This window comes from Chroococcidiopsis sp. TS-821 (assembly GCF_002939305.1).
Taxonomy (GTDB): domain Bacteria; phylum Cyanobacteriota; class Cyanobacteriia; order Cyanobacteriales; family Chroococcidiopsidaceae; genus Chroogloeocystis.
The window spans coordinates 739,270-760,676 of sequence record NZ_MVDI01000001.1 but is presented as its reverse complement, the minus strand read 5'-3'; the positions used below and the strand labels follow the sequence as shown (position 1 = coordinate 760,676).

The 21,407-nt window shown below is 45.0% G+C and carries 16 protein-coding genes; 5 read left to right on the top strand and 11 right to left on the bottom strand.

Annotation, left to right across the window (positions count from 1 at the left end; all coding sequences use genetic code 11):
* Nucleotides 1-46: 46 nt before the first annotated feature.
* The 6 genes from B1A85_RS03625 to B1A85_RS03600 all read right to left on the bottom strand — a co-directional run bounded on the left by B1A85_RS03625 (nt 47) and on the right by B1A85_RS03600 (nt 12,633).
* Nucleotides 47-1,891 carry a CheR family methyltransferase gene (locus B1A85_RS03625; protein ID WP_104545532.1) on the bottom strand — a complete coding sequence of 615 codons (1,845 nt, stop codon included), beginning with the start codon at nt 1,889-1,891 and terminating at the stop codon, nt 47-49.
* Between the two features lie 176 nt (nt 1,892-2,067).
* On the bottom strand, nt 2,068-3,750 hold the full coding sequence (locus B1A85_RS03620) for a chemotaxis protein CheB (protein ID WP_104545531.1): 1,683 nt from the start codon (nt 3,748-3,750) through the stop codon (nt 2,068-2,070).
* Nucleotides 3,751-3,853: 103 nt separating this feature from the next.
* Entirely contained in the window at nt 3,854-7,522 is a 3,669-nt protein-coding gene (locus tag B1A85_RS03615) for a PAS domain S-box protein (RefSeq protein ID WP_104545530.1), read from the bottom strand.
* A gap of 76 nt (nt 7,523-7,598) precedes the next feature.
* On the bottom strand, nt 7,599-8,024 hold the full coding sequence (locus B1A85_RS03610; RefSeq protein WP_104545529.1) for a response regulator: 426 nt from the start codon (nt 8,022-8,024) through the stop codon (nt 7,599-7,601).
* Nucleotides 8,025-8,140: 116 nt separating this feature from the next.
* Nucleotides 8,141-10,417 carry an MHYT domain-containing protein gene (locus tag B1A85_RS03605; protein WP_104545528.1) on the bottom strand — a complete coding sequence of 759 codons (2,277 nt, stop codon included), beginning with the start codon at nt 10,415-10,417 and terminating at the stop codon, nt 8,141-8,143.
* 41 nt (nt 10,418-10,458) lie between these two features.
* Nucleotides 10,459-12,633 (bottom strand): PAS domain-containing protein, encoded by a 2,175-nt coding sequence (locus tag B1A85_RS03600; RefSeq protein WP_104545527.1) that lies wholly within the window; start codon nt 12,631-12,633, stop codon nt 10,459-10,461.
* Nucleotides 12,634-13,281: 648 nt separating this feature from the next.
* On the opposite strand from B1A85_RS03600, the gene B1A85_RS03595 reads away from it, so the two are divergent.
* Together B1A85_RS03595 and B1A85_RS03590 are read left to right on the top strand one after the other, a co-directional pair.
* On the top strand, nt 13,282-14,004 hold the full coding sequence (locus B1A85_RS03595; protein WP_104545526.1) for a response regulator transcription factor: 723 nt from the start codon (nt 13,282-13,284) through the stop codon (nt 14,002-14,004).
* A gap of 415 nt (nt 14,005-14,419) precedes the next feature.
* Complete coding sequence (locus B1A85_RS03590; RefSeq protein WP_104545525.1) at nt 14,420-14,857, top strand: hypothetical protein; 438 nt, start codon at nt 14,420-14,422, stop codon at nt 14,855-14,857.
* 9 nt (nt 14,858-14,866) lie between these two features.
* Here the strand turns inward: B1A85_RS03590 and B1A85_RS03585 are convergent, their stop codons facing one another.
* Together B1A85_RS03585 and B1A85_RS03580 are read right to left on the bottom strand one after the other, a co-directional pair.
* On the bottom strand, nt 14,867-15,301 hold the full coding sequence (locus B1A85_RS03585) for a nuclear transport factor 2 family protein (protein ID WP_104545524.1): 435 nt from the start codon (nt 15,299-15,301) through the stop codon (nt 14,867-14,869).
* Between the two features lie 128 nt (nt 15,302-15,429).
* Nucleotides 15,430-15,951: an orange carotenoid protein N-terminal domain-containing protein gene (locus B1A85_RS03580; protein ID WP_104545523.1), complete on the bottom strand. Its 522-nt coding sequence runs from the start codon at nt 15,949-15,951 to the stop codon at nt 15,430-15,432.
* 259 nt (nt 15,952-16,210) lie between these two features.
* On the opposite strand from B1A85_RS03580, the gene queG reads away from it, so the two are divergent.
* Entirely contained in the window at nt 16,211-17,161 is a 951-nt protein-coding gene (gene queG / locus B1A85_RS03575) for a tRNA epoxyqueuosine(34) reductase QueG (RefSeq protein WP_104545522.1), read from the top strand.
* A gap of 13 nt (nt 17,162-17,174) precedes the next feature.
* Nucleotides 17,175-17,867 (top strand): HAD-IA family hydrolase, encoded by a 693-nt coding sequence (locus B1A85_RS03570; RefSeq protein ID WP_104545521.1) that lies wholly within the window; start codon nt 17,175-17,177, stop codon nt 17,865-17,867.
* 85 nt (nt 17,868-17,952) lie between these two features.
* Here B1A85_RS03570 and B1A85_RS03565 read toward each other — a convergent pair whose 3' ends face one another.
* On the bottom strand, nt 17,953-18,327 hold the full coding sequence (locus B1A85_RS03565; RefSeq protein ID WP_104545520.1) for a hypothetical protein: 375 nt from the start codon (nt 18,325-18,327) through the stop codon (nt 17,953-17,955).
* A 309-nt stretch (nt 18,328-18,636) separates the two neighbouring features.
* On the opposite strand from B1A85_RS03565, the gene B1A85_RS03560 reads away from it, so the two are divergent.
* Complete coding sequence (locus B1A85_RS03560; protein ID WP_104545519.1) at nt 18,637-19,167, top strand: orange carotenoid protein N-terminal domain-containing protein; 531 nt, start codon at nt 18,637-18,639, stop codon at nt 19,165-19,167.
* Nucleotides 19,168-19,371: 204 nt separating this feature from the next.
* Here B1A85_RS03560 and B1A85_RS03555 read toward each other — a convergent pair whose 3' ends face one another.
* Together B1A85_RS03555 and B1A85_RS03550 are read right to left on the bottom strand one after the other, a co-directional pair.
* On the bottom strand, nt 19,372-20,148 hold the full coding sequence (locus tag B1A85_RS03555; RefSeq protein WP_210404156.1) for an ABC transporter ATP-binding protein: 777 nt from the start codon (nt 20,146-20,148) through the stop codon (nt 19,372-19,374).
* 174 nt (nt 20,149-20,322) lie between these two features.
* Nucleotides 20,323-21,372, bottom strand: coding sequence for an aromatic ring-hydroxylating dioxygenase subunit alpha (locus B1A85_RS03550; RefSeq protein ID WP_104545518.1), 1,050 nt, complete (start codon nt 21,370-21,372; stop codon nt 20,323-20,325).
* Nucleotides 21,373-21,407 lie beyond the last annotated feature (35 nt).

Genomic DNA, 21,407 nt, shown 5'->3' with positions numbered 1-21,407 from the left:
AAAGCTCGGATTTTGCTATATGAGGTCAATAGTTAAATATTTTGACTTATTGTAACTCTTCGCTTGCTTGTTCTTCCATTAACAAAATGACGCCTTGAATCTCTTGCGTTCTACTTAACAATGGCGTACACGTAACTTTACACTGAATGAGTTTTCCTCGGCGATTGACTGCGTTTACGGTAATTGCTATGTAATCAGATTCTGCCATTAGACAGGTGCGAATCGGTTGTCTAATCTGCTCTACAGGTAAACCAATATCTAAGTTAAGAAAGTGTTGTCCTTGCACTTCAGAAGCGCGTAAACCCCATAAATCTTCGGCTTTGTCACTCCAAGCTTGGATAAGTAAGTCGCGGTCTAAAACGACAACACCACAACGAAGACTTGTTAAAATTGATGCTAAAAACGCATTAGCGGCATTGAGTTCTTCGCTACGCAAGCGCAACTCTTCGTTCGTTGTTTGAAGTTCTTCGTTAGAAGAGTGTAGTTCCTCGTTCATGGTTTCTAACTCTTCGTTTGTCGATTGAAGTTCCTCGTTGGTTGTCTCTAATTCCTCGTTAGAGGATTGCAGTTCTTCGTTCGTTGTTTCGAGTTCTTCATTTGTGGATTGCAATTCCTCGTAAGCCATTTCTAACTCTTGGTTAGAATGCTCAAGTTCGTCTTGCAAGCATTTGGCACGCGTCACATCATTGAAGGTGATACTCACACCGATCGCGATACTATTGACATCTAAAAGCGGGGCAACCTGAATATCAAAATATTGGGGTTCTCCACCCGTCGTCCATTCAACATCTTTGTAAAGATGAGGACGGCGATCGCGATACGCTTGGTCGATACACGAACGTAAATCAATCGGGCGGTACGATATTTCTAAGTCTTGCAGTAAACGACCAATATCTCGATAACTCAAACCGAATAAATTTCGCGATCGCTCATTAGCTAAAGTCAAAACACCATTAAGGTCGAAGATAAGTTGTGCGAGTGGAGTCGCATCAAAAGCAGCATCGCGGAGGGAGCTATAACGCGTTAGATAGTTATTCGTGTCTACATCGTTATTTGAAGACATTAACAAAAAGCGATCGCGATTATTGGCGGTTGCTAGCTTACTAAAAATGCGTCGTTTGAGGTCTACTGGAGTAAAACTATTACTATGGCTAAGTAACATCTCCGCTTTGCCTAATACCAAAAATCCACTATCGTTTAAGGCAAAGTGAAAGCGACTGATAATTTTGGTTTGCGCTTCGGCATTGAAATACATCAGCGTGTTGCGACAGACTAATAAATCAATGCGCGAAATCGGTGCATCTTGCACTAAATCATGACGACCAAAAATCACGGAACGGCGCAAGTCTTTGCGGAAGGTATAAACATTTTCGTAGCAATCGAAATACCGTTCTAAGAGTTCTGGCGAAAGTTCTGCTACTTCTCTAGCATTATAAGCAGCATGACGTGCGCAGTTAAGCGCTTCTTCATCAATATCAGTCGCATAAATTTTGACACGCGCGCGAAACTGTTCAATTCCGAGTGCTTCTGCTAGCACAATTGCCAAAGTGTATGCTTCTTGTCCTGAAGCACAGCCTGCACTCCAAACTCGAATCGGTTCGGAGGGTTCCTTGCGGGCGATTATGCGCGGCATAATCTCGGTTTGTATGTATTCCCAGACAATCGGGTCGCGAAAAAAAGAGGTAACGTTAATTAAAATCGTGTTAAACAGATGCACAAATTCTTGAGGATGCACCTCTAGGTAATCGATATAGTTGCTATAGTTGTCTACCTCAAGGGCTTGCATCCGTTTACCAACACGACGCATTAAGCTTGGTCGTTTGTAACCTGTAAAATCAAATCCACGACTATGCTTGATGTAGTTAAGCAATGCTTCAAAATCTGAGTTCATTCGCGCGCTAATTTATGAATCTTAGATGGCAATGGTCGAAAGGAGAGTGATTAGTACTGAGTGGTGGGTTTTGAATAGATGTAGAAAACAGATATTCTTCCTCTGCTTCCTTGCTGGTGCTAGTGGCTCTTACGCGCGGGAGGAAGCTTTGCACTGCACTGGCTCTGCTTCTTTTGCTACAAGTTATCTTTTGTCACTAAACGCATCAAGATAGTCGCAATTTCTTGTAGTGGAACAACAAAATCAACTTCCCCTGTTTCAATTGCAGCGCTTGGCATTCCAAAAAAATCGGCACTAGCACGGTCTTGCGCGATCGCTTTGCCACCCATTTGTTTAATTGCGCGTACCCCCATTGCACCATCACTTCCCATCCCTGTTAAAACAACGGCGATCGCTTGCGTTTGAAAACTCGCGGCGACTGATTCGAACAGTAGATCGACTGAAGGACGCACAAAGTGTACCATTTGAGCATCTGATAAGCAAAGCGTACCGGTTGACGTCACCAGTAAGTGCTTATTCGGTGGCGCAATATAAACTTTACCAGGTTGCAATTGTTCGTTTTGTTCTGCTTCTTTCACCGTTAAAGCTGTACGGTGGTTGAGAATATTTGCTATTTGACTAGAATGATAGGGGTACAAGTGTTGCACCACGGTAATTGCTGCGGGAAAGTCTGCACATAACGAGGATAAAACTTCGCCAAGCGCTTTCAGTCCACCCGCGGAAGCACCGATCGCGACGACGGGAAATGTAGTAGAAGCCTTCAGATTTTCGTTACTCTGCGCTTGTGTCACTGGCGTAGCATTTTCAATTGAACTTGCTATTTGACCATTGACTGTTGACAGGTGACCGTTGTCTTCACCTTTAAGAAGTAGATTACGAACTAATTTTGCTTGTGCTTGGGCGTCTTCTCCTTGGGTTTGGAAGCGTTTTGCTGAATAAGGTTGATTGCGAGTGCGCGCTTGTGTAGCTAATCGTTGCGAGAGTGCTGCTTTTTCTTCTAAGGCTCGCAGCGCGTTCCACAGTGCTTCTTCTAAGGCTTCAGATTGTTCAGCGAGTAAACTATCGCTAGAGTAAGCGTGTCCTGTACGACAGCGAAAGCGTGTTAAATTTCCTTCATTGAGTTCCCAAAGAACGCCTCCGCATTCGGGACAGCCAAAGGCTGATGGTTTTCCTGGGCGATCGAGGTTTTGCATTGCGCCTAACTCCAATTCTGCCATGTCAGCTTCTATGTTCATGTCGCGCGACACGGATTGTACTTCTGTGGCGATCGGTTGATTTGCCAATTCCACCAAAATTGCGGCTATTTTGGCTACAGGTAAAATATGGTCTACCGCAACATTTTCAATGGCACTGCGCGGCATTCCGGAATAAAGTGCTTCTTCGGGGTCTTGGGCGATCGCGATTCCGCCTTGCTGCTTGATTGCGGCTAAACCTGCTGTGCCATCATCGAGAGTACCTGACAAAACAACTCCTACAACCCTTTTTCCATAAACTCTTGCAGCTGTACGAAACAACGGATCGACAGCAGGTCGATGGCTATTTTCTCTAGGACCGCGTGCTAGGTGAAGGTAACCGTTTTTAACGAGTAGGTGATAATCAGGTGGCGCAACATAAATGTGATTTTGCTGAATTTCTGCACCATCTTGGGGATGAACGGCTTTAAGTAAAGATTTTTTTTTATGTTGTTTCTGAATACAGCGGTTGAGAATACTTGGTAGTACACTTGTACCTTGTGCTGGTATATGCAGCACAACGAATATGGCAGCAGGTAGGTCTGTAGGCAAATGACGAATAAGTTGCTCTAGCGCTTCAACGCCTCCCGCCGAGGCTCCAACGACGATAATGTCGCATCCAGACATTTTTTATTTTTTAGAGAATAAAAGGTTTGCAGTTAAAAAGATATTTGATTTGCACGCAGTTACAGGACTTTATGAACTTAAGATTATCAAAACCTTAATTGCTTTACCCTATCTCCTTCGAGGTGACTTGTCGAGGTATATTGATCCGAAAGGTAGAGCCTTGACCTAATTTGCTGTCAACAGAGATTGTGCCTTGCATCATTTGTACTAAAGATTTTGTAATGGCAAGTCCCAAACCTGTACCGCCATGCTTGCGCGTTGTTGTTTGGTCGATTTGCCGAAATTCCTCAAAGATGCACGGTAAATCAGCCTCAGCGATACCGATTCCTGTGTCTTTTACGCTGAGGAGTAGTTGCTTGGGTGTAGGTTCGCAAACGCTAATTTCGACTGAACCCGTTTCTGTAAATTTAATTGCATTTGATAGCAAGTTTACGAGTACTTGCCGCAAGCGAACGCTGTCATTCACAACTTGGGAGTTATCGATATTAATGATAGTGTTCAACTTTAACTGTTTTTGTTCGGCGAGCGGTTGTAATTCAGCGACAGTAGAATAGATTAATTGCACAAGGTCAAATTCTTCTGGAACGAGTTCTAAGCGTCCTGCTTCAATTTTGGATAAATCGAGAATATCGTTGATCAACGCAAGTAAATTTTTACCGTTGTTCAGGATCCGCTCGACCATCTCGACTTGTGTATTACTCAACGAGGCGGTGCGTTGTCGCAGTAAAACTTGAGCAAAACCGATAATGGCATTCATCGGCGTGCGTAATTCGTGCGACATCGTTGCCAAAAATTGCGATTTGAGTCGTGCAGCTTCGATGAGTTGCAAATTTTGTTGCTCGATGCGCTGGCGATTGAGTTCGAGTTCGCGGTTTTGCCGTGCTAAGATTTGGTTTTGAATGGCTAAGCGTTCTTCGCGTTCTTCTAAAACACCGATCATGCGGGCGTTGTTGATGGCGATCGCCGCTTGTTCGCCGACAGCCGTGAGTAAATTTTGGTCTTCTGCATCAAAAGCGTCGGGATTTTCCCAGTTACCAATGGCCAAAACGCCTAATCTTCCAGCTGATGCTGATTCGATGGCAACCGCATGAATCGCAGCGGGTAATTCGACTGCTTGGGGTTGTTCAGTACCAGAAGTTTTGTGTTGGCGATCGCTTTGGCTTGTTGCTTGAAATAGTTGCGCTTCACCTGTTCGGAAAACGTGATTGAGAAATCCATCTTCGCTATCAAACAACTCCATCAACAATAACCTTTCGCGACCGACACCTGCTGTCGCGGTTAATTCGAGTTGCGAACTTTCGGGATTGTATAACAAAATTAACGCAAATTGCGCATCGCTAACTCCGTCATATACGGCGCGTACCATAACTTGCAGCAATCCTGGTAAGTTTGTCAAGCGCTGGTTAAGGAGATTCGTAATTCGCTGCAATACGCGTAGTTGTTGTTGTTGTTCGCCTAAAATAATCAGTGCTTGGCGCAGATTTTCGCCAATTTCATTTGCTTGCTGAAATAACTTGGCGTTGTCTACAGCTAATCCAGCACGGCGTCCAATATCTTCAGCAAACGCCAAATCTGCTTGGGTATAGGTACGTCCTGACTCTGCTGCGAAGAAGGTAATTGCTCCTAAAATGCGATCGCGAGCTTTCATTGGTACGCACATGAGTGACTTGAGACCGACTTGGCGCAAGATTTCTAAATGTTCTGTATCGCGCGCCATTCCAGCCAACATGAAATCAGGAATTTCTGAGTATAACTCCGATTTGCCACTACGAATAACTTGCGGCGTGCCAATTAATGCATTGGGATTGAGGGGGTAGCGCTTGACGATCTCTTTTGCCCACTTCACTTTTTCTGGGTCAGCGTGGGCGAGTGCGGCTTGACGGAGCGTACCGTCTTCGTCTACTAAGTAGATGGTACACCAATCTGCTAGCTGCGGCACAACTAGGTTAGCGAGATTTTCTAGCGTTGTTTGATAGTCAAGAGAAAGTCCGAGTAAGGCGCTTGCTTCCGCTAAAAAGCGTTCTTGTTCTTCAACTCGTTTGCGCTCGGTAATATCAAGAAAAGCACCGATGCTACCCCTACATTTTCCTTGTTCGTCGAATAGTGGTGAAGCATATGAAAGTAGCTTAATGGGAGGACCGTTTTCATTAACAACATCTATTTCTTGTTCTAAAACATCAACGCCATGGGCAGCAGCATACTGCATTGGTAACTCGGCGGCGGAGAGTTCTCTACCACCAGCATAAATTTTGAAAGCGGGTTGTTCCTCAGGGGGCGCGCTTTTCGAAGCGTTAGCGCGAACAGGGTGATTGAGGAGTTTGGCAAGGGCTGGGTTAAGTCGAATATAACGACATTCTGGATCTTGCGCGATCGCGATCCCGATGGGAATAACATCAAATAGGGTTTGTAATTCGTTGACGCGTAGTTCTAAGTCGCGGTTGAGTTTAACGATTTCAGCTTCAGAACGCTTGCGATCGCTTAAATCTAGTACATAACAAATGCCTATTTCCTTAACGCTATCGATTAATGCTCCACCAATCAAAACTGGCACTCGACTACCGTCTTTGCGGATAAATTCTTTCTCGAACGGCGTAAGAATGCGTGAAGCTCGCATTTCAGCTGCGCCTTGGCGATCAATTTCTGCGTATTCTGGTGGCGTCATGGCGTTCCAAAACAAATTGCCCGCAACCACATCTTGTTTGGTGTGACCTACCATTTGTAAAAAAGCATCGTTTGCGTCAAGGATTTTGCCCTGCATATCTGCCACGATGATACCGAGTACGTTCGACTCGGCAAGATAGCGAAATCGCGATTCGCTTTCTCGTAAGGCATTTTCAAGTTGCTTGCGTTCGGTAATATCGCTAATGACTCCTGACATGCGAATTGGGCAATTATTGGCATCGCGTTGCGCTTTACCGCGTGCTAAACAGTAACGATATTCCCCAGAACTGCGAACAAACCGAAATTCTGCTTCACATTTTTCGTTATTTGTCAAGTGGTTGCGGATAACTTCGCGGACGCGCGGTAAATCTTCTGGATGTATTCGTTGCAAAAATGCGGTGGTGGTGCAGTCGAACTCTGAACGCGACACGCCTAAAATTTCGAGGAGGCGATCGTTACAATACACTTCATCGGTCGCACAATGCCAATCCCAAATTCCATCGTTCGCGCCTTCTAAGACTAAGCGGTAACGTTCCTCGCTTTCTCTTAGGCGTTCGTTGGCAAGCGCTGCTGCTTGTTCAGCACGGTGAACGCGAATTGTTTGGCGCAAAACTTGCGCTAAGTTTTCTGGTGAGATGTTGGCTTTCGCAAGATAGTCGTGTGCGCCTGCTTTAATCAGTTGTACAGCGATTTGTTCGTCGCCTTGTGCCGTCAGCACGACTAATGGCACAGTAATGTCTAACGCGCGTAACTGCTGTACTAAGTTTAGACCGTTGCCGTCGGGCAAAAAGTAATCAAGGAAGACACAATCAAATTCTTGGGTTTGTAGCGTTGCGATCGCCTCTGCACAATTACTCACTTCTAATAGTTCATTTGGAACTCCAGCAGCTCTTAGCGCGCGGCGCACTGCCATCCGATCGACTTCATCATCATCAACTATTAGAATTTTTAAGGTTTCTTCCATAGTTATTATCGGAGATTGAGCAGAAATGAGCGGTGCATAGCTTTGGTTCAAAAGTTGAGATGGGTTGAGACAATCATCGCGCGTATTGAACCCGGCGGCGCTGAAATAATTTTTTCTATCTTCGGTATAACGTGTCTTCAGACGCATGTGTTTATTTTTAGGTTCAGGTTTCTTTGCCAACGTGTCTTTCCCTTGATTTTTACCAATCGTGCTAGCTACGACCTCAAGGTATTTCGCTCAATGTCCAATACTTGTTTAATGTGGCTACAGCTTCGACAAAATTAGCGAAAGTAACAGGCTTAAGAATATATCCTGCTACGTTGAAGTTATAAGCTTCCACTTTGTCGCGGTCTTCATTTGATGTCGTTAAGACAATCACAGGAGTCGAACGCAGTTCAGGGTCTGCACGTAATTCGCGCAAAAATTCGATGCCATTCATTTTTGGCATATTCAAATCAAGTAGCACAAGCCGCCGTTCGCGAGGAATAAGCGTATCGCCCTTGCCACGCAGCAGAGCTAACGCTTCTACGCCGTTAGCAGCCATATAAAGTGGATTGGTAATGTTATTCTTTTTAAACGCACGCTTGACATTCATTACATCCACTTCGTCATCTTCAACAAGTAGGATGTTTGTCATTTTGTTATTCATTATTAAGCACAGTGTAATTCTATTTTTGCTGCTAATTTGTTAATTTGCCTCAATCGCTAGCCAGATTCCTGTTACTGACAATAAATACTTAATTCTTTTGACGTATTTCTTATTACTTATTCTTTAATTTTTGCCCAAGTAAAGTGAAACGTTGCGCCTTGTCCTGCCTGAGATTCTACCCAAATCTTACCTCCTTGATTTTCAACAATCTTCTTAACAATTGCTAATCCGATTCCTGTATTCTCTTGGCGATCGCGCGCGCCCAAGGTCTGAAAGATACCAAACGCTTTGGCGTGGTATTCTGGCGCAATTCCATCACCGTCATCGGCAACAATAAACTCATAGAAGTCTCCACGCTCTGCCGCTGTAATTTGAATTTTGCCATTCGACCTAGGGTGATGTTTAATTGCATTACTGATGAGATTACTAAAGACTTGTTCTAAGGGCAATCGATGAGTTAGTAACGTTGGCATACAGGGTGCAACTTCAATCGTAAAACCCACAGGCACAGCTAATGAAGCGATAACTTCGGCAAGCAGCGTCGCCACAGAGACAGACGTAACAGCGGTTTCGATGCGTCCAATCCGTGAGTATTCTAGTAAACCATTGATTAGAGCTTCTAGACGATACACTCGCTGACGCAGTAAGTTCATTTGGCGGCGCGTTTCTGTCGTTAGAAGGTCTTCCAAGTCTTCTTCAATCCATTCCGACAAGTTAGCGATCGCGCGTAGGGGTGCCTTGAGGTCGTGTGAAACAACGTAAGTAAACTCATCAAGTTCTTGATTGCGCTTTTGTAAATCGCAGTTTGTTTGTGCCAGTAAGGTAGTCAGGCGAACAAGTTCATTGGCGCGCTGAACAAGTTCGGCTTCGGTACGCTTTTGCTGCGTTACATCTAAAACTAAAGACAGTACCGAAACAAGATTACCAACTTCATCGAGCAAGCCTGAGTTGTACCACTCGCAGTACACAACATTGCCATCTTTTGTATAGTTACGATTAAACGAAACGTTGCGCTGTTGACTGCCATCGATGAGACGCTCGATAACTTGACCGACAGCAGTGCGATCGTCTGGAAAAATAAAATTCCACTCGCTTGGTAATTTACCTAAAACTTCTGCGGCTTGCCAACCGAAGAGCGTTTCTGCTGCACGGGACCACCGCGCTACCCGAAAGTCGCGATTCCATTCAATGACTGCTAGCGGTGAGTTTTCGACATGAAACGTCAATCGCTGGAGTGCATTCCACAATGCTGATTCGGTTTGCTTGCGTTTGCTAATGTCGCGGTAGGTGATGACAATACCATTGACATTTGGTTCGGCAAGTAAGTTACACGCGATCGCCTCAAAATTACGCGCGCCATTTACATTTTTTAAACGCAACTCAGCAAAAATGTTTGCAGCAGGATGCGCTAAAGCATCTTGTAACAATTTCTGGGCTAAGGCAAGATCGTCTTGATATACGAGTGCCACTGCTTGTTTACCCTGCCAGTCTTCTGGCGTATAACCTAAAATCCGCTGCATTGAGGAACTCGTATACGTAATGCTACCAGCGGCATCGATGACTTGGATGACATCCGAAGAGTTCTGTTCGAGGGCGCGAAAGCGTGCTTCACTCTGGCGTAAAACTTCAGTGCGGGCATTTTCAGCAGCAAGGCGTTGCGCGATCGTCGCAGCAATGATGGCGAGTGCCAGTAAAATGAGCGTAGCGATACCAATCGAGACGGCGAGTGTCGAGTTATCGATTTGAGTTAAAGCGGCGTTCGAATCGTTAGCAAGTTGAAACGTTACGGCTGCCATGGCAGTATAATGCATTCCCGCGATCGCAATTCCCATGACAATCGCACTCGCAAACTTACGCGTTGTCCTTTGCGGAATCGTCTCGCTTTGGTTTTGAATCGTTAACCATAAAGCGGCTAGTGAAGCTCCAATGGCAACAACCAGCGAGACACCAACACGCCGCAGATCGTACAGTGGCGTTGCCTTTAACTGCATGGCGTGCATCCCTGTGTAGTGCATCGCGGCAATTCCCAAGCCCATGAATATACCACCAGCAACTAACTGCAGCCAACTTAATTCTTCGCGAATGACAAGGAATAACGCCACACCAGCAGCAAGAATGGCAGGTACCATTGATACCCCAACAATGGGAAAGTTGTAGTTTACGGGCACGGGCAAACCATATGCCAACATACCAATAAAGTGCATCGACCAAATACCAATGCCCAGCGCCAGCGCACCACCTGTTAGCCACAGGACAACACGCCACTTGCCTGCGGTAGCTTTGACATATGTTGCTAGATCGAGTGCGGTATAAGCAGCAACGATCGCTATCCCGATTGAGAGAAAGACTAAACTAAAGTTGTGCGTACCGGCGATCGTGTCTAGGTTGGTCATGTAAGAGGAATAGTTCGGGTTGAGAAATTAAGAAGTCGTCGCTACTTTAACCAAGTAAAGTGAAACGTGGCTCCTTGACCTTCTTGCGAAGTAATGTAGATTCGTCCTCCTTGACTTTCGATGATTTTTTTGACAATCGCAAGACCAACTCCTGTGTTTTCGACTTTATCGCGAGCTTCTAAGGTTTGAAAGATGCCAAAAACTTTTTCGTGGTACTCAGGTGCGATTCCTGGACCATCATCACTAACAGTAAATTCATAATAATCTCCTTTATCGGTTGCGGCGATCGCGACGTTACCGTTAGGTCGGTTGTGATGCTTGATCGCGTTACTAATGAGATTGCTGAACACTTGAAATAAGGGTAACTTTTGCGCGTGCAGTGTCGGCATTGGCGTGGCGATCGCGATGGTAAATTCTGGGGGTGGGGCGAGCATTGTTAGCACTTCATTAAGCAATGCTTGAACGTTCACTAATTCAGTTGCTGTTGCTGTGCGTCCTACACGCGAGTACTGTAGCAAGCCGTCTATTAAGGCTTCTAGCCGATGCACGCGCCCGCGCAGTAAATCCATTTGACGGCGGTTTTCGGCGTTGAGTTGGTCGGCGATATCTTCTTCGATCCACTGTGAAAGATTAGCAATCGCTCTTAAGGGTGCTTTCAGATCGTGGGATGCGACATAAGCAAATTGATCTAATTCTTGGTTGCGCTTTTCTAGAGCAGCATTTGTTGTTGCTAACACGTTTGTTAAATAAGTCAATTCCTCAGCACGATGTTTCAGCGCTGCTTCCGTCGCCTTACGCTCAGTGATATCAACACAAGAGCCAATATACCCTGCAAAATCGCCACTCGGTGTAAAGCGCGGCACACCTGTATCAACTAACCAGCGGTACTCGCCATCGGCACGCTGAAAGCGATATTCCATCTCAAAGCGCTGACGCGCCGCAAATGCTTTTAGGTAAGTTTGCCAACACGGTTCTTTGTCGTCGGGATGAACTCTTTGCGCCCAACCGTCACCGACTTCTTCTTCCATACTACGTCCTGTAAATTCGAGCCACGGCTGATTGAACCAGTTGCATTGGGTATCGGTTCCCGACATCCAAATCATCACTGGGGCGTTGTCTGCCATACTTCGGAAGCGGGCTTCGCTTTCTTTAAGAGCTTCCTCAAAACGTTTGCGATCGTCGATATCGGTTGCGGTTCCCACCCATGATAGAATCTGTCCGTCATTGTCGCGTACGGGTACGGCTCTCCCAATGTGCCAGCGATAGACACCATCTTTACGCCGAAAACGATACTCAATTTCGTAAAATGTCCCCGTACTAACGGCATGGTTCCAGCGCTTGAGACACTCGGATAAATCATCAGGATGAATAATTGCTTGCCATCCGTATCCGGTACTTTGCTCTATTGTCAAGCCTGTGTAGTCAAACCACCATTGATTGTAATAATCCATTGTGCCATTGGGTTGTGCTGTCCAGACGATCAATGGCATGGCATTGGCTAAGTCGCGATAGCGCTTTTCGCTGATTTTAAGTTCTTCTTCGGCGCGCTTGCGGTCGTGAATATCGGCACAGACACCTACCCATTCGCGAATCGAGCCGTCTTCAGCAATGACGGGTACGCCCCGCACCCAAAAATAACGATAGTTGCCATCGGCACCGCGAATTCGATATTCGGTATCGTAGAGCGTTTTTTCCTGTACTGCACGGTTCCACGTCACAGCCGTGCGATGGCGATCTTCAGGGTGTACCGCGTTTAACCAACTCCAGCCTTTGACTTCGGCGACGGTTTGCCCTGTATACGCCCGCCAGGCTGGCATGTCGTCTACTCTACCTTCTGCATCAGTTGTCCAAACGATTTGTGATGTCGCAATCACGAGCGAGCGATAGCGCTGTTCGCTTTCTTGTAGGGCTTTTAAAGGCTCGTCGCGGGGTTGGCGAGCAGATGATGCGAGTTCTTCGTGGTAGGGAGTACAGCTGACGATCCAATCTTGAATTTGACCTGCGGCAATTACCGGTGTACCCTGTTCGCTGTACCAGTGATAGTGACCATCTGCAGCAAGTAAGCGGTACTTGATTTCGTATGGTTGCCCTTTGGCGATCGCTAAGGATTGTTGCGTCGTATAACGGTTGCGGTCTTCTGGATGCAGTGCTTTAGTAAATCCCCATCCTGACTCTACTGTCATCGACGGGCGATCGTCTTTGTATGTAGTATCCATAGGTAGAACTTTTATTAATTTATGCAACGATATAGTGTTTTTGTAGTTTTATCTGCATTTTGAGCAGTCTTGGCGCTTGACTATCCGCTTTGCAAAACTTGATTTATTTGACACTATGTGCAGAATGAGTCGCTTGCCTTGCGTCGTGTCATCAACACCAAAAAAGTACACGCAATTCAACATAAATTACCGAACCATCTAAACGTAAGACAATTAAGGAATTCTATGTTTTAGCCGCTGCCATTGGTTCTACTTAGTCTGTTCGCTTCTCAAATTGATACAATAATCTCCACAAGACTTAGTAGCAAACGCCAGCGCTTGGATAGAAACTAATGATGGCAAATTGAGTTTATCCCACAAGTTCAACTTACTCAATGATGATTAAGACAAGTTTCGAGCTTAGCATTGTTGATGTGCGTCCGCGACTGCTGAAAAGTAACAAATAATACATTTTACGCTTGTTCAGCGCTAACCTTGGAGGACAGCTTGTTGAAGTGGCATTTGGGGCAAAACTAGCAAATTCGCCATTAAATTCCTCTAGATTAGAGAAATCTCTACTTCTGTTGATGGGTGATCTTAACTACGCTAGTCCTGTCAGATTAGTAACCTTGGTTTTAAATTTAAAAATTGTAGAAGCGGTTGTTGACAATGAACAAAATTCGTGTTGCTCTAATTGAAGACCATGACCTCACCCGCGTGGGTATTCGTACAGCCCTGCAACAGCGACAGGAAATTGAAGTGATTGGAGAAGCAGCTAACGCCAGTGAAGGGCTAAAACTGTTGCAAACAAGTCATCCAGATATTGCGATTGTTGATATCGGTTTACCGGATAAAGATGGTATTGAACTCACGCGGCAAATTAAAGCTAGTCAAGACAGTGAAGATGATAACAATACTAAAGTATTGATTTTAACTTTACGCGACAACAAAGAAGCTGTGTTAGCGGCTTTTGCTGCGGGTGCTGATTCCTACTGCATGAAGGATATTAGCTTTGACAACTTGCTAGAAGCGTTGCGCGTGACGCACGGCGGTAACTCGTGGATTGACCCAGCGATCGCGCGGATTGTTCTACAACAAGCAAGAGAAACCCCGGAAGTTGCAGAACCAGTTGCAGCCGATAGTAAGACCGTTGCAATCAACGCAGCTGACGCAGAATACGACCAAATGATCGCCGCGTACCCACTTACCGAACGCGAACTAGAGGTTTTGCAACTGATTGTCGAAGGTTGCAGTAATGCTGTGATTGCCGAGAAGTTGTATATTACAGTCGGTACAGTAAAAACTCACGTGCGCAACATCCTGAATAAGCTGTGTGCTGATGACCGCACTCAAGCAGCCGTTCGGGCATTGCGTTCTGGCTTGGTAGGATAAACAGACACAAGGAGATAAGCAGACAACTTACGATCTTCTTTGAAGCTGCGCTGCCCCTATCTCCCTATTTTTGCATTTCGATATTTCTTTCGCGTTACGCTTGTGCTTAGCGCTCAAAACGGCAATGCGATCGCCAAATCGCGTTTTTTACCAAAAATTACTGACAAATAAAGTATTATTCTTTACTCTATGCCTTAGGTAGCAAGCCTATAGGTATATTAGTAGATGTTGTGGATTTGCGTGGATGCTTCATTAATTATTATTATAACTTTTATTAAAAAGAGTTTATAAATACAAGTTTTTATTGAAAACTTGATCTTACTGGTTACAAAGTATGGTAGGCAACATTCTACTCGACGAAGAGTAATTGCTTACTGGCGGTTGATTGTAAGTCAAGTTATTACAAGCTGTTGTTATGACACCATCACTTTCTTTAGCACCTCGTTACCGTCTAGACGATGAATCGCCTTGGCTACTAGGAATTGACCCAGCACGGCACTACTGGATTACAGTCAACGGTGATGCACAGACAAACGCAGTTGCAATTCCAGGGCTAGTTGTGTCCTCGCTCAGCGAATTTAAGCAAACGATTCGTCAGTTCCGTGCATTGCAACCACAGCAGCAAATGCAAATAACGCGAACTGCCAGTAGTTTTACAATTCACTGTATTAATTCAAATTGCTACGCCGTAGAAGTTGACGGTGAAGCGATACCGGTATGGCATCTCTTTGATAAAGAAAGTTTAGAAAGCTTGTTGATGAGTGCACACCCTGATTGGCAATGTGCTGAACGGGACGTCGATCTTGGACGTCAAATGTTAATGCGATCGCTCGCGCAATCCCTTGTTGCTTAAACTTAGCATTTAGGACGTAGGACGCTGCATAGTTAACAAATCTTGCGGAGAAGCAAGGAGTTTGACAGTAGCAGCAACAATTTCGCGTTGCTGATTGAGCAGGAATGTCCAAGCAACGTTGACACCGCACCAAGAAGTTTGCACTTTTCCTGCAACTTGTACCTTAATTGCATCTTCTTGTGGCTCAATAACTCCCTGACTTGGTGAAAGAATCATATTTTGTGCTTCTTTATGCAGGTATGCTGCGATCGCCGCTTGTCCCACAATCGGAGATTCAAAAGGTGCCTTAAGCGTGCCATCGCGAGCAAAGAGTGTCGCGGTTGCATCAAAGTCACCTGCGTTGAGCGTTTCAAAGTAGCGCAATATTGTTGGTTCGGTAATGCCCTCAATGCTAATCGAGCGCTCTGGAGTATCATTAGCTGAAGAAGTAGATTTGGACTGCATAAGACAAATTCTTATTTGGCAGGCAAAAGCACAACAAAAAGAGCAGGTAACTGTCCTGCCCCTATAGAATTGATTGTATTAGAGAACAGTAACGGAAGGGAAATCACCAACACTCAACCCGACTGAGACTAGTCGGCTAAAGGATCGACACCCATGTCAATAACTGCGTTACGCAACACTGTAATTTGTTGACCAAAATCAAGCGACTTGATCGCTTCTAAGACTTCGGTCACTGCTGGGGAAGGTCGGTATCCAGGTGGCATGGGTACGACAATGCCGCGCTCCATTAATACAGAAAGTTCATACCAGAATGCAAGCTTCGTGTTTGCGCTTAAAACGCCATAAGCACGGCTAATTGCAGTGTTTCTGTTTGCAGCTAAGTCGCGCATTACCTGCAACTGCTCAGCGTGAGACATCGCTTTGATTTGGTTGAGTAGCCCTTCGGCTAACTGCAAACGCGCAGCACCAGGGGCAGCAGGCGTAATTGAGCGCCCCATTTCGGTGTATGCGTACCAAAGTAACGCTAGCTGATCGTCCACACTGAGGCGCTTGAATAAAGCTATGGTGGCAGGCACGGCGTCAGCAAACTGTGTGCTGGAATCGAAGCGGGTGGATGAAAATGTGGAAGCTGACTCTGTTGTGTATGTCATGTCTGCTCTAGAGATTCTTGACAAAGATTAGATTGTATGCTTGAATCTCTCCTCCTTGATTTCTAGTATGCAACGTTTCTTTACAAAGTGCAAATAAAATTTACAAATCGAAGAATTCAGCAATCTTAAACGTATAAATCAAGCTAAAAATCTAGTACGCACAGGCTTATATGCTGTTACAAGTCGTTTCTGTACTGATAAAAAAAATGAATAAATCTGGGAGTGTTAGCGTAGAAGCAAGTTTTTAGTATCGACAAGGATGAGTATCGATACGACTCGCATTAAGCAAAAAGCCTTAGAATTAGGATTTCATCGAGTAGGAATTGCTGCTGTAGAAGACGGCATGACCAATTCACAGCATTTGCAAGCATGGTTGGCACTGGGTTATCAAGCAGATATGGCATGGATGGCAAATCCCAAGCGACAAGACATCAAATTAGTCATGCCAGACGTGCGATCGCTCATTTGTGTTGCCTTAAACTATTACACTCCTCACCAGCGCCCCCAAGAAGCTAAGTATGCCAAAATATCGCGCTATGGCTGGGGAAGGGATTATCACAAGGTTTTACACAAGAAGCTAAAATCGCTGAGTACTTGGTTAGAGGCACAAGCCGAAGGCATTAAAGCACGTTACTACGCAGATACAGGGCCAGTACAAGATAAAGTTTGGGCACAAAAAGCTGGAATCGGTTGGATTGCCAAGAATGGTAATGTAATTACCCGCGAATATGGTTCTTGGGTGTTTTTGGGCGAAGTATTGACAAATCTTAGCTTAACTCCCGACCAACCGCACACTCAGCATTGTGGGACTTGTACTCGTTGCCTTGAGGCTTGCCCTACAGGTGCGATCGCACAGCCTTTTGTTGTTGATGCAAATCGTTGCATTGCTTATCATACAATTGAGAATCGGAGTGAAAAACTACCCGATGCAGTAGCAGCGCAACTTCATGGTTGGGTTGCGGGTTGCGATATCTGCCAAGATGTTTGCCCCTGGAATCAGCGGTTTGCTAAAGAAACAGATGTAGCGGAATTTCAGCCCTATTCCTGGAATATTGCACCTACACTTGCAGAACTTGCTGAAATTTCTGATGCCGAGTGGAATAAGCGATTTCCAGCTTCAGCACTACGACGCATCAAACCAGAAATGTTGCGGCGCAACGCCAAAGCAAATTTACAGGGCGCAGCAAATATGTCCACAAGCCAACAGTAAAACGCGCTCTACAATGACAGCAAAAGTAATTATTTTTGATTTCGATGGTACATTAGCCAACACTATTGACGTAATTGTTGATATTACAAATCGGTTGGCTTTAGAATTTGGCTATCAACCAACAACTCACAATGAACTTGACCAACTCAAAAACTTAAGTTCGCGTGAAATTGTCAAACAGTCAGGAATCTCAATTTTAAAGCTACCTTTTCTAATTAAGAAAGTTAGAGCCGAATTGAATAAAGAAATTAAGAATATCAAACCCATTGCTGGAATCAAAGATGTTTTACAAGAATTAAGTTCTCGAGGGCATCGTTTAGGAATTATTACCTCTAATTCCAAAGAAAATATTGTAGATTTTCTTGAGAAAAACGAATGGCAGCACTTGTTTGAATTTGTTTACTCAGGAACAACACTTTTTGGTAAAAGTAAAATCATTAATAGATTAATTAAACAAAAGGAAATTAGTCGCGACCAAATTATTTATGTCGGTGATGAGACGCGGGATATTGAAGCTGCAAGAAAAAGCAATGTTAAGGCGATCGCTGTAACTTGGGGATTCAACTCTGCAGAAGTTTTAGCTCAGCAAAACCCAGATTTTATAGTATCTCAACCGCAAGAATTAATCTCAGCGGTCATGGCACTACAAGCAAGTGAAGAAACGATAGATTCCTATTCTTTGAGTAATCAAATATTCCTCAACTGATAAAATTAATGCTCAACTGTACTCTAGTTGAGCAAATAAAACTTAAAAACTAGTAAAGTTTATTAGTTCCAATAAAAATTGTTAACTAAGAGTTTCCAGCCTTACCCATGTCAAGCGCTTTCTTAAGGAGATCGTCCGAGACTTCTGAGACTGGCTCATTTGCCGCTACGCTTTCTTGTGCCATTTGTTTGTAATCATCAGGATTACCTGTTGCTGGAGCTTCAGTTTTTGTTTCTTGCTGTTGCGACACGGTAAACTGCGGTGCAGTTGCTTCTTCAGCAGCTTTTGCTCCTGCTTCTGTACGATCGATGTCACTAACACTCATTTGCTGTGCAGCAGCGTAGTCAGCTTCAAAGTCAATATTTGACGCTTTTTCTTTACCTGCTGCCATGTTTTCTGCAGCAAGCTGTGCTTCTTGAGTCACGGCTTCATTGGGGTTGGGTTTAACTTCGTCAGCCATAACAATCTCCTGGGGAATGTTTTATGCGTGCTGCGATCGTAGCAGAGTGCTGTTACACTTCCATAACCTCATTAAGATAGATTTTGTCTCTCTATTTCAGGAAATACACGCAACTGAAAATTTGTGCAATTCTACCCCTAGTCAGTCAATAGAGTTAGGATATTGTCGAAGCTCATAGTAATTGCCCTAGCTAGATTTCAACTCTAACCGCTGATTCCTGCTATAAACTCTCTCTCTTGGAGGGCGATTTGCACTGACAAACTCTGTTACTCCTGATGCTAGAACAAGTTTAAATTCTGGAGATCAGCTATGAATTCTAGCCCAAACACAAATCAGCCCCAAGCACTCAGTGATGAAACACAAAAAGTAGTTCAAGCTTTTGATGGGTTAGAAACAGACGCAAAACTAGCTTGGTTTTATTTAGTTTATAAAAAAATGGGTAGCTCTATTACCCCAGCGGCTCCCGCTGCCACCGATCCAGAACTGGCACCTATGTTATTAGGAGACTACTACAAGTTGTCTGATAACGAGCAGTTGGCGATTATGCGGCAGATTGTGAATCGAGAAGATACAGAATATTCTCGCGCTTACGGTGCTTTGAAAGAAAATAATCAGTTGATGGTTTGGTATGCGTGGGCGCAAGCTATGGGCGATACTGTGGTAGGTATGCCAAGTGATTATCAACCAACCGAAGCTGTTAACAATTTATTGTCCCAAATCGAAGCGCTTGACTTTGACGACCAAATTTCTATTTTTCGGACGATCGCAAGCCAAATGGGTTACACCGATGTTAAACCGATCGAAACTCAGGCACAGACAGGTAAAACATCAAGTCTCTAAATTTATTAGATTTATGAAGTTCTAAGCATTTATTGTATTCGAGCCAAGCCCGTACCAGCGGGCTTAGTTTATAGAGGTTAATGCCTGACGACGAAAGTTGCGGCTTATAACCAAAGTCTACCTACGTGGGCTAAAGAAGGAACCAGAAAAACTTTGGTGAGGGAACGAGTGGTGTAAACTTTTAGTTCCGAACAACCTGGAACTCTAAGATGTAGCAACTTGGTTGATGTCGGCGGGTGTGAGGTGCGAATGGATAACTTCACCATCTTTGAACCAGACAATGCGTTGTGTTTTGCGGGCGACGTCAGGTTCGTGCGTCACCATGACGATCGTGATACCGCTGGCGTTGAGTGTACCAAAGATTTCTAGCACTTCTTGCGTTGTTCTTGAATCGAGTGCGCCTGTGGGTTCGTCTGCAAGCAGTAGTACGGGTTGATTGACAATCGCCCGCGCGATCGCCACTCGTTGCTGTTGTCCGCCGGAAAGTTGGTTTGGTCGGTTGTTGAGTCGCTTTTCTAAGCCAACACGGCGTAAGGCTTCGGCGGCGCGATCGCGTCTTTCTGCTGTCGGAATACCAGCGTATACCATCGGTAGCATGACATTCTCCAGCGCGGTTGATTGAGGTAGCAGGTGAAATTGTTGAAAGACAAATCCAATTTTGCGGTTGCGGATGTGTGCTAGTTCGGTATCGCTTAAATCGGCGACATCAACGCCATCTAGGTAATAGTGACCGTCTGTTGGGCGATCGAGACAACCGATAATGTTCATCGCAGTCGATTTTCCTGAACCGGATGCGCCCATAATCGCGCAATACTCGCCTTGTTCTACGGTTAGGTTAACGTTTGATAGTGCTCGAACTTCTGTTTCTCTTGCACCATAGATTTTGGAGACGTTTTCTAGGCGTACTATTGTCGTTGCAGTAGTATTGCCTAGATCGCGTTGGGCAATGGCAACGGTAGAGAGTGGGGAGTTGTCTTTCATGCAGGTAGTTGTCCTGAAGTTATAAAGATCTGAAAAAAAATGAACCACAAAGGTCATATAGACGCGTCAGCGGCTTTCCGTAGGGTAGGACGCAAAGGAACAAAGATTTCAGGGAGAGTTTATGATGTGCTAGTGCATTCATTTCAACAACTTGATGACCTCCGGTCTCTTATACTAAGCTCGCCAACGTAAAACTTGGGTTTTTACTGGATTGTTGAACGGGCGACCTTCTGCGGCGGCGCGGGTAAATTCGGCTTTTAGTTGATAGTACCAACGTGCTTGAGTATCAGCATCGCGAATCAGGAGTAATGCCGGGTCATATTTTAAGCCTTCTTGCTGTTTGATGACGACTTGACGGTCTTGGTCGAGAAATGCACGGACAAAGGGTTTGATTAGTGGTTTGATTGCTGTAATCCAAGGGGTTGTCCAGTAAAGAAGCGTTGTAACTTCGGTTTCGGTTTCTGATATAGGAGTGACAGCGGTGAGGTTGCAGACGTTGTGGTGTTCGGTGCTGACGTGTTCAATGCGGACGCCAGGGAGACGAAACGAAATTTCGGTTTCGGGTGCGCCACTGCCAATGAGTCGATAACCAAGGGCGACGCTGGGAATTTTGTGCCGCCGCATCGTAAAGCCATACGGTGAGGGGTCAAAGGCTTTGACTTCTTCAAACAGCGATCGCCCTGATTTCCACCACCAAGAGCGATGGACAAATGATATATGTGCAGGGTCCATTAAACCAATAATTGCATGATCTACATAGCACGGAAAGTGCAATTTAACAACTAATTGATACGATTTGTCACCAAAGAAAGGCACTACGGGAACTTCCATCTCTGGTTCTTGCGGTGCATTGCGTTCGTTGGATGCCATATAAATCCAAATGTTGCCTTGCACTTCGCGTACGGGATACTGCTTAACTTGGAAGCGCTTGAGATCGAGGGCATCGCCTTCAACTAATGCGGGAATTTCTGTACAGCGTCCGGTTTGGTCAAAGCGCCAACCATGATAGCAGCATTCGATTTCTTGTCCGTCGAATCGTCCATAGCTGAGGGGTACGGCACGATGAGGACAAATGTTGCGGAGTGCGAATACTTTACCTTCGCGACTGCGGGCGAAAACGATTGGCTCACCCAGCAGCGTTTTTGCAACCATTGCTTTGCGTTTGAGTGAGCCTCCTGGTAAAGCATAGTACCAAACATTGCGCAAGAAGTCGTTTTTTGCCATTAGCTGAAATACTCTACGAATTAGCGTCTCGTCCA

Excerpts from the sequence above, each read along its gene's own strand:
- B1A85_RS03625 (WP_104545532.1), bottom strand. The coding sequence starts at position 1,891 with ATGAACTCAGATTTTGAAGCATTGCTTAACTACATCAAGCATAGTCGT.
- B1A85_RS03615 (WP_104545530.1), bottom strand. The coding sequence starts at position 7,522 with ATGCGTCTGAAGACACGTTATACCGAAGATAGAAAAAATTATTTCAGC.
- B1A85_RS03585 (WP_104545524.1), bottom strand. The coding sequence starts at position 15,301 with ATGCAGTCCAAATCTACTTCTTCAGCTAATGATACTCCAGAGCGCTCG.
- B1A85_RS03590 (WP_104545525.1), top strand. The coding sequence starts at position 14,420 with ATGACACCATCACTTTCTTTAGCACCTCGTTACCGTCTAGACGATGAA.
- B1A85_RS03570 (WP_104545521.1), top strand. The coding sequence starts at position 17,175 with ATGACAGCAAAAGTAATTATTTTTGATTTCGATGGTACATTAGCCAAC.
- B1A85_RS03600 (WP_104545527.1), bottom strand. The coding sequence starts at position 12,633 with ATGGATACTACATACAAAGACGATCGCCCGTCGATGACAGTAGAGTCA.
- B1A85_RS03610 (WP_104545529.1), bottom strand. The coding sequence starts at position 8,024 with ATGAATAACAAAATGACAAACATCCTACTTGTTGAAGATGACGAAGTG.
- B1A85_RS03580 (WP_104545523.1), bottom strand. The coding sequence starts at position 15,951 with ATGACATACACAACAGAGTCAGCTTCCACATTTTCATCCACCCGCTTC.
- B1A85_RS03605 (WP_104545528.1), bottom strand. The coding sequence starts at position 10,417 with ATGACCAACCTAGACACGATCGCCGGTACGCACAACTTTAGTTTAGTC.
- B1A85_RS03550 (WP_104545518.1), bottom strand. The coding sequence starts at position 21,372 with ATGGCAAAAAACGACTTCTTGCGCAATGTTTGGTACTATGCTTTACCA.
- B1A85_RS03595 (WP_104545526.1), top strand. The coding sequence starts at position 13,282 with ATGAACAAAATTCGTGTTGCTCTAATTGAAGACCATGACCTCACCCGC.
- B1A85_RS03560 (WP_104545519.1), top strand. The coding sequence starts at position 18,637 with ATGAATTCTAGCCCAAACACAAATCAGCCCCAAGCACTCAGTGATGAA.
- B1A85_RS03620 (WP_104545531.1), bottom strand. The coding sequence starts at position 3,750 with ATGTCTGGATGCGACATTATCGTCGTTGGAGCCTCGGCGGGAGGCGTT.
- queG (WP_104545522.1), top strand. The coding sequence starts at position 16,211 with ATGAGTATCGATACGACTCGCATTAAGCAAAAAGCCTTAGAATTAGGA.
- B1A85_RS03555 (WP_210404156.1), bottom strand. The coding sequence starts at position 20,148 with ATGAAAGACAACTCCCCACTCTCTACCGTTGCCATTGCCCAACGCGAT.
- B1A85_RS03565 (WP_104545520.1), bottom strand. The coding sequence starts at position 18,327 with ATGGCTGACGAAGTTAAACCCAACCCCAATGAAGCCGTGACTCAAGAA.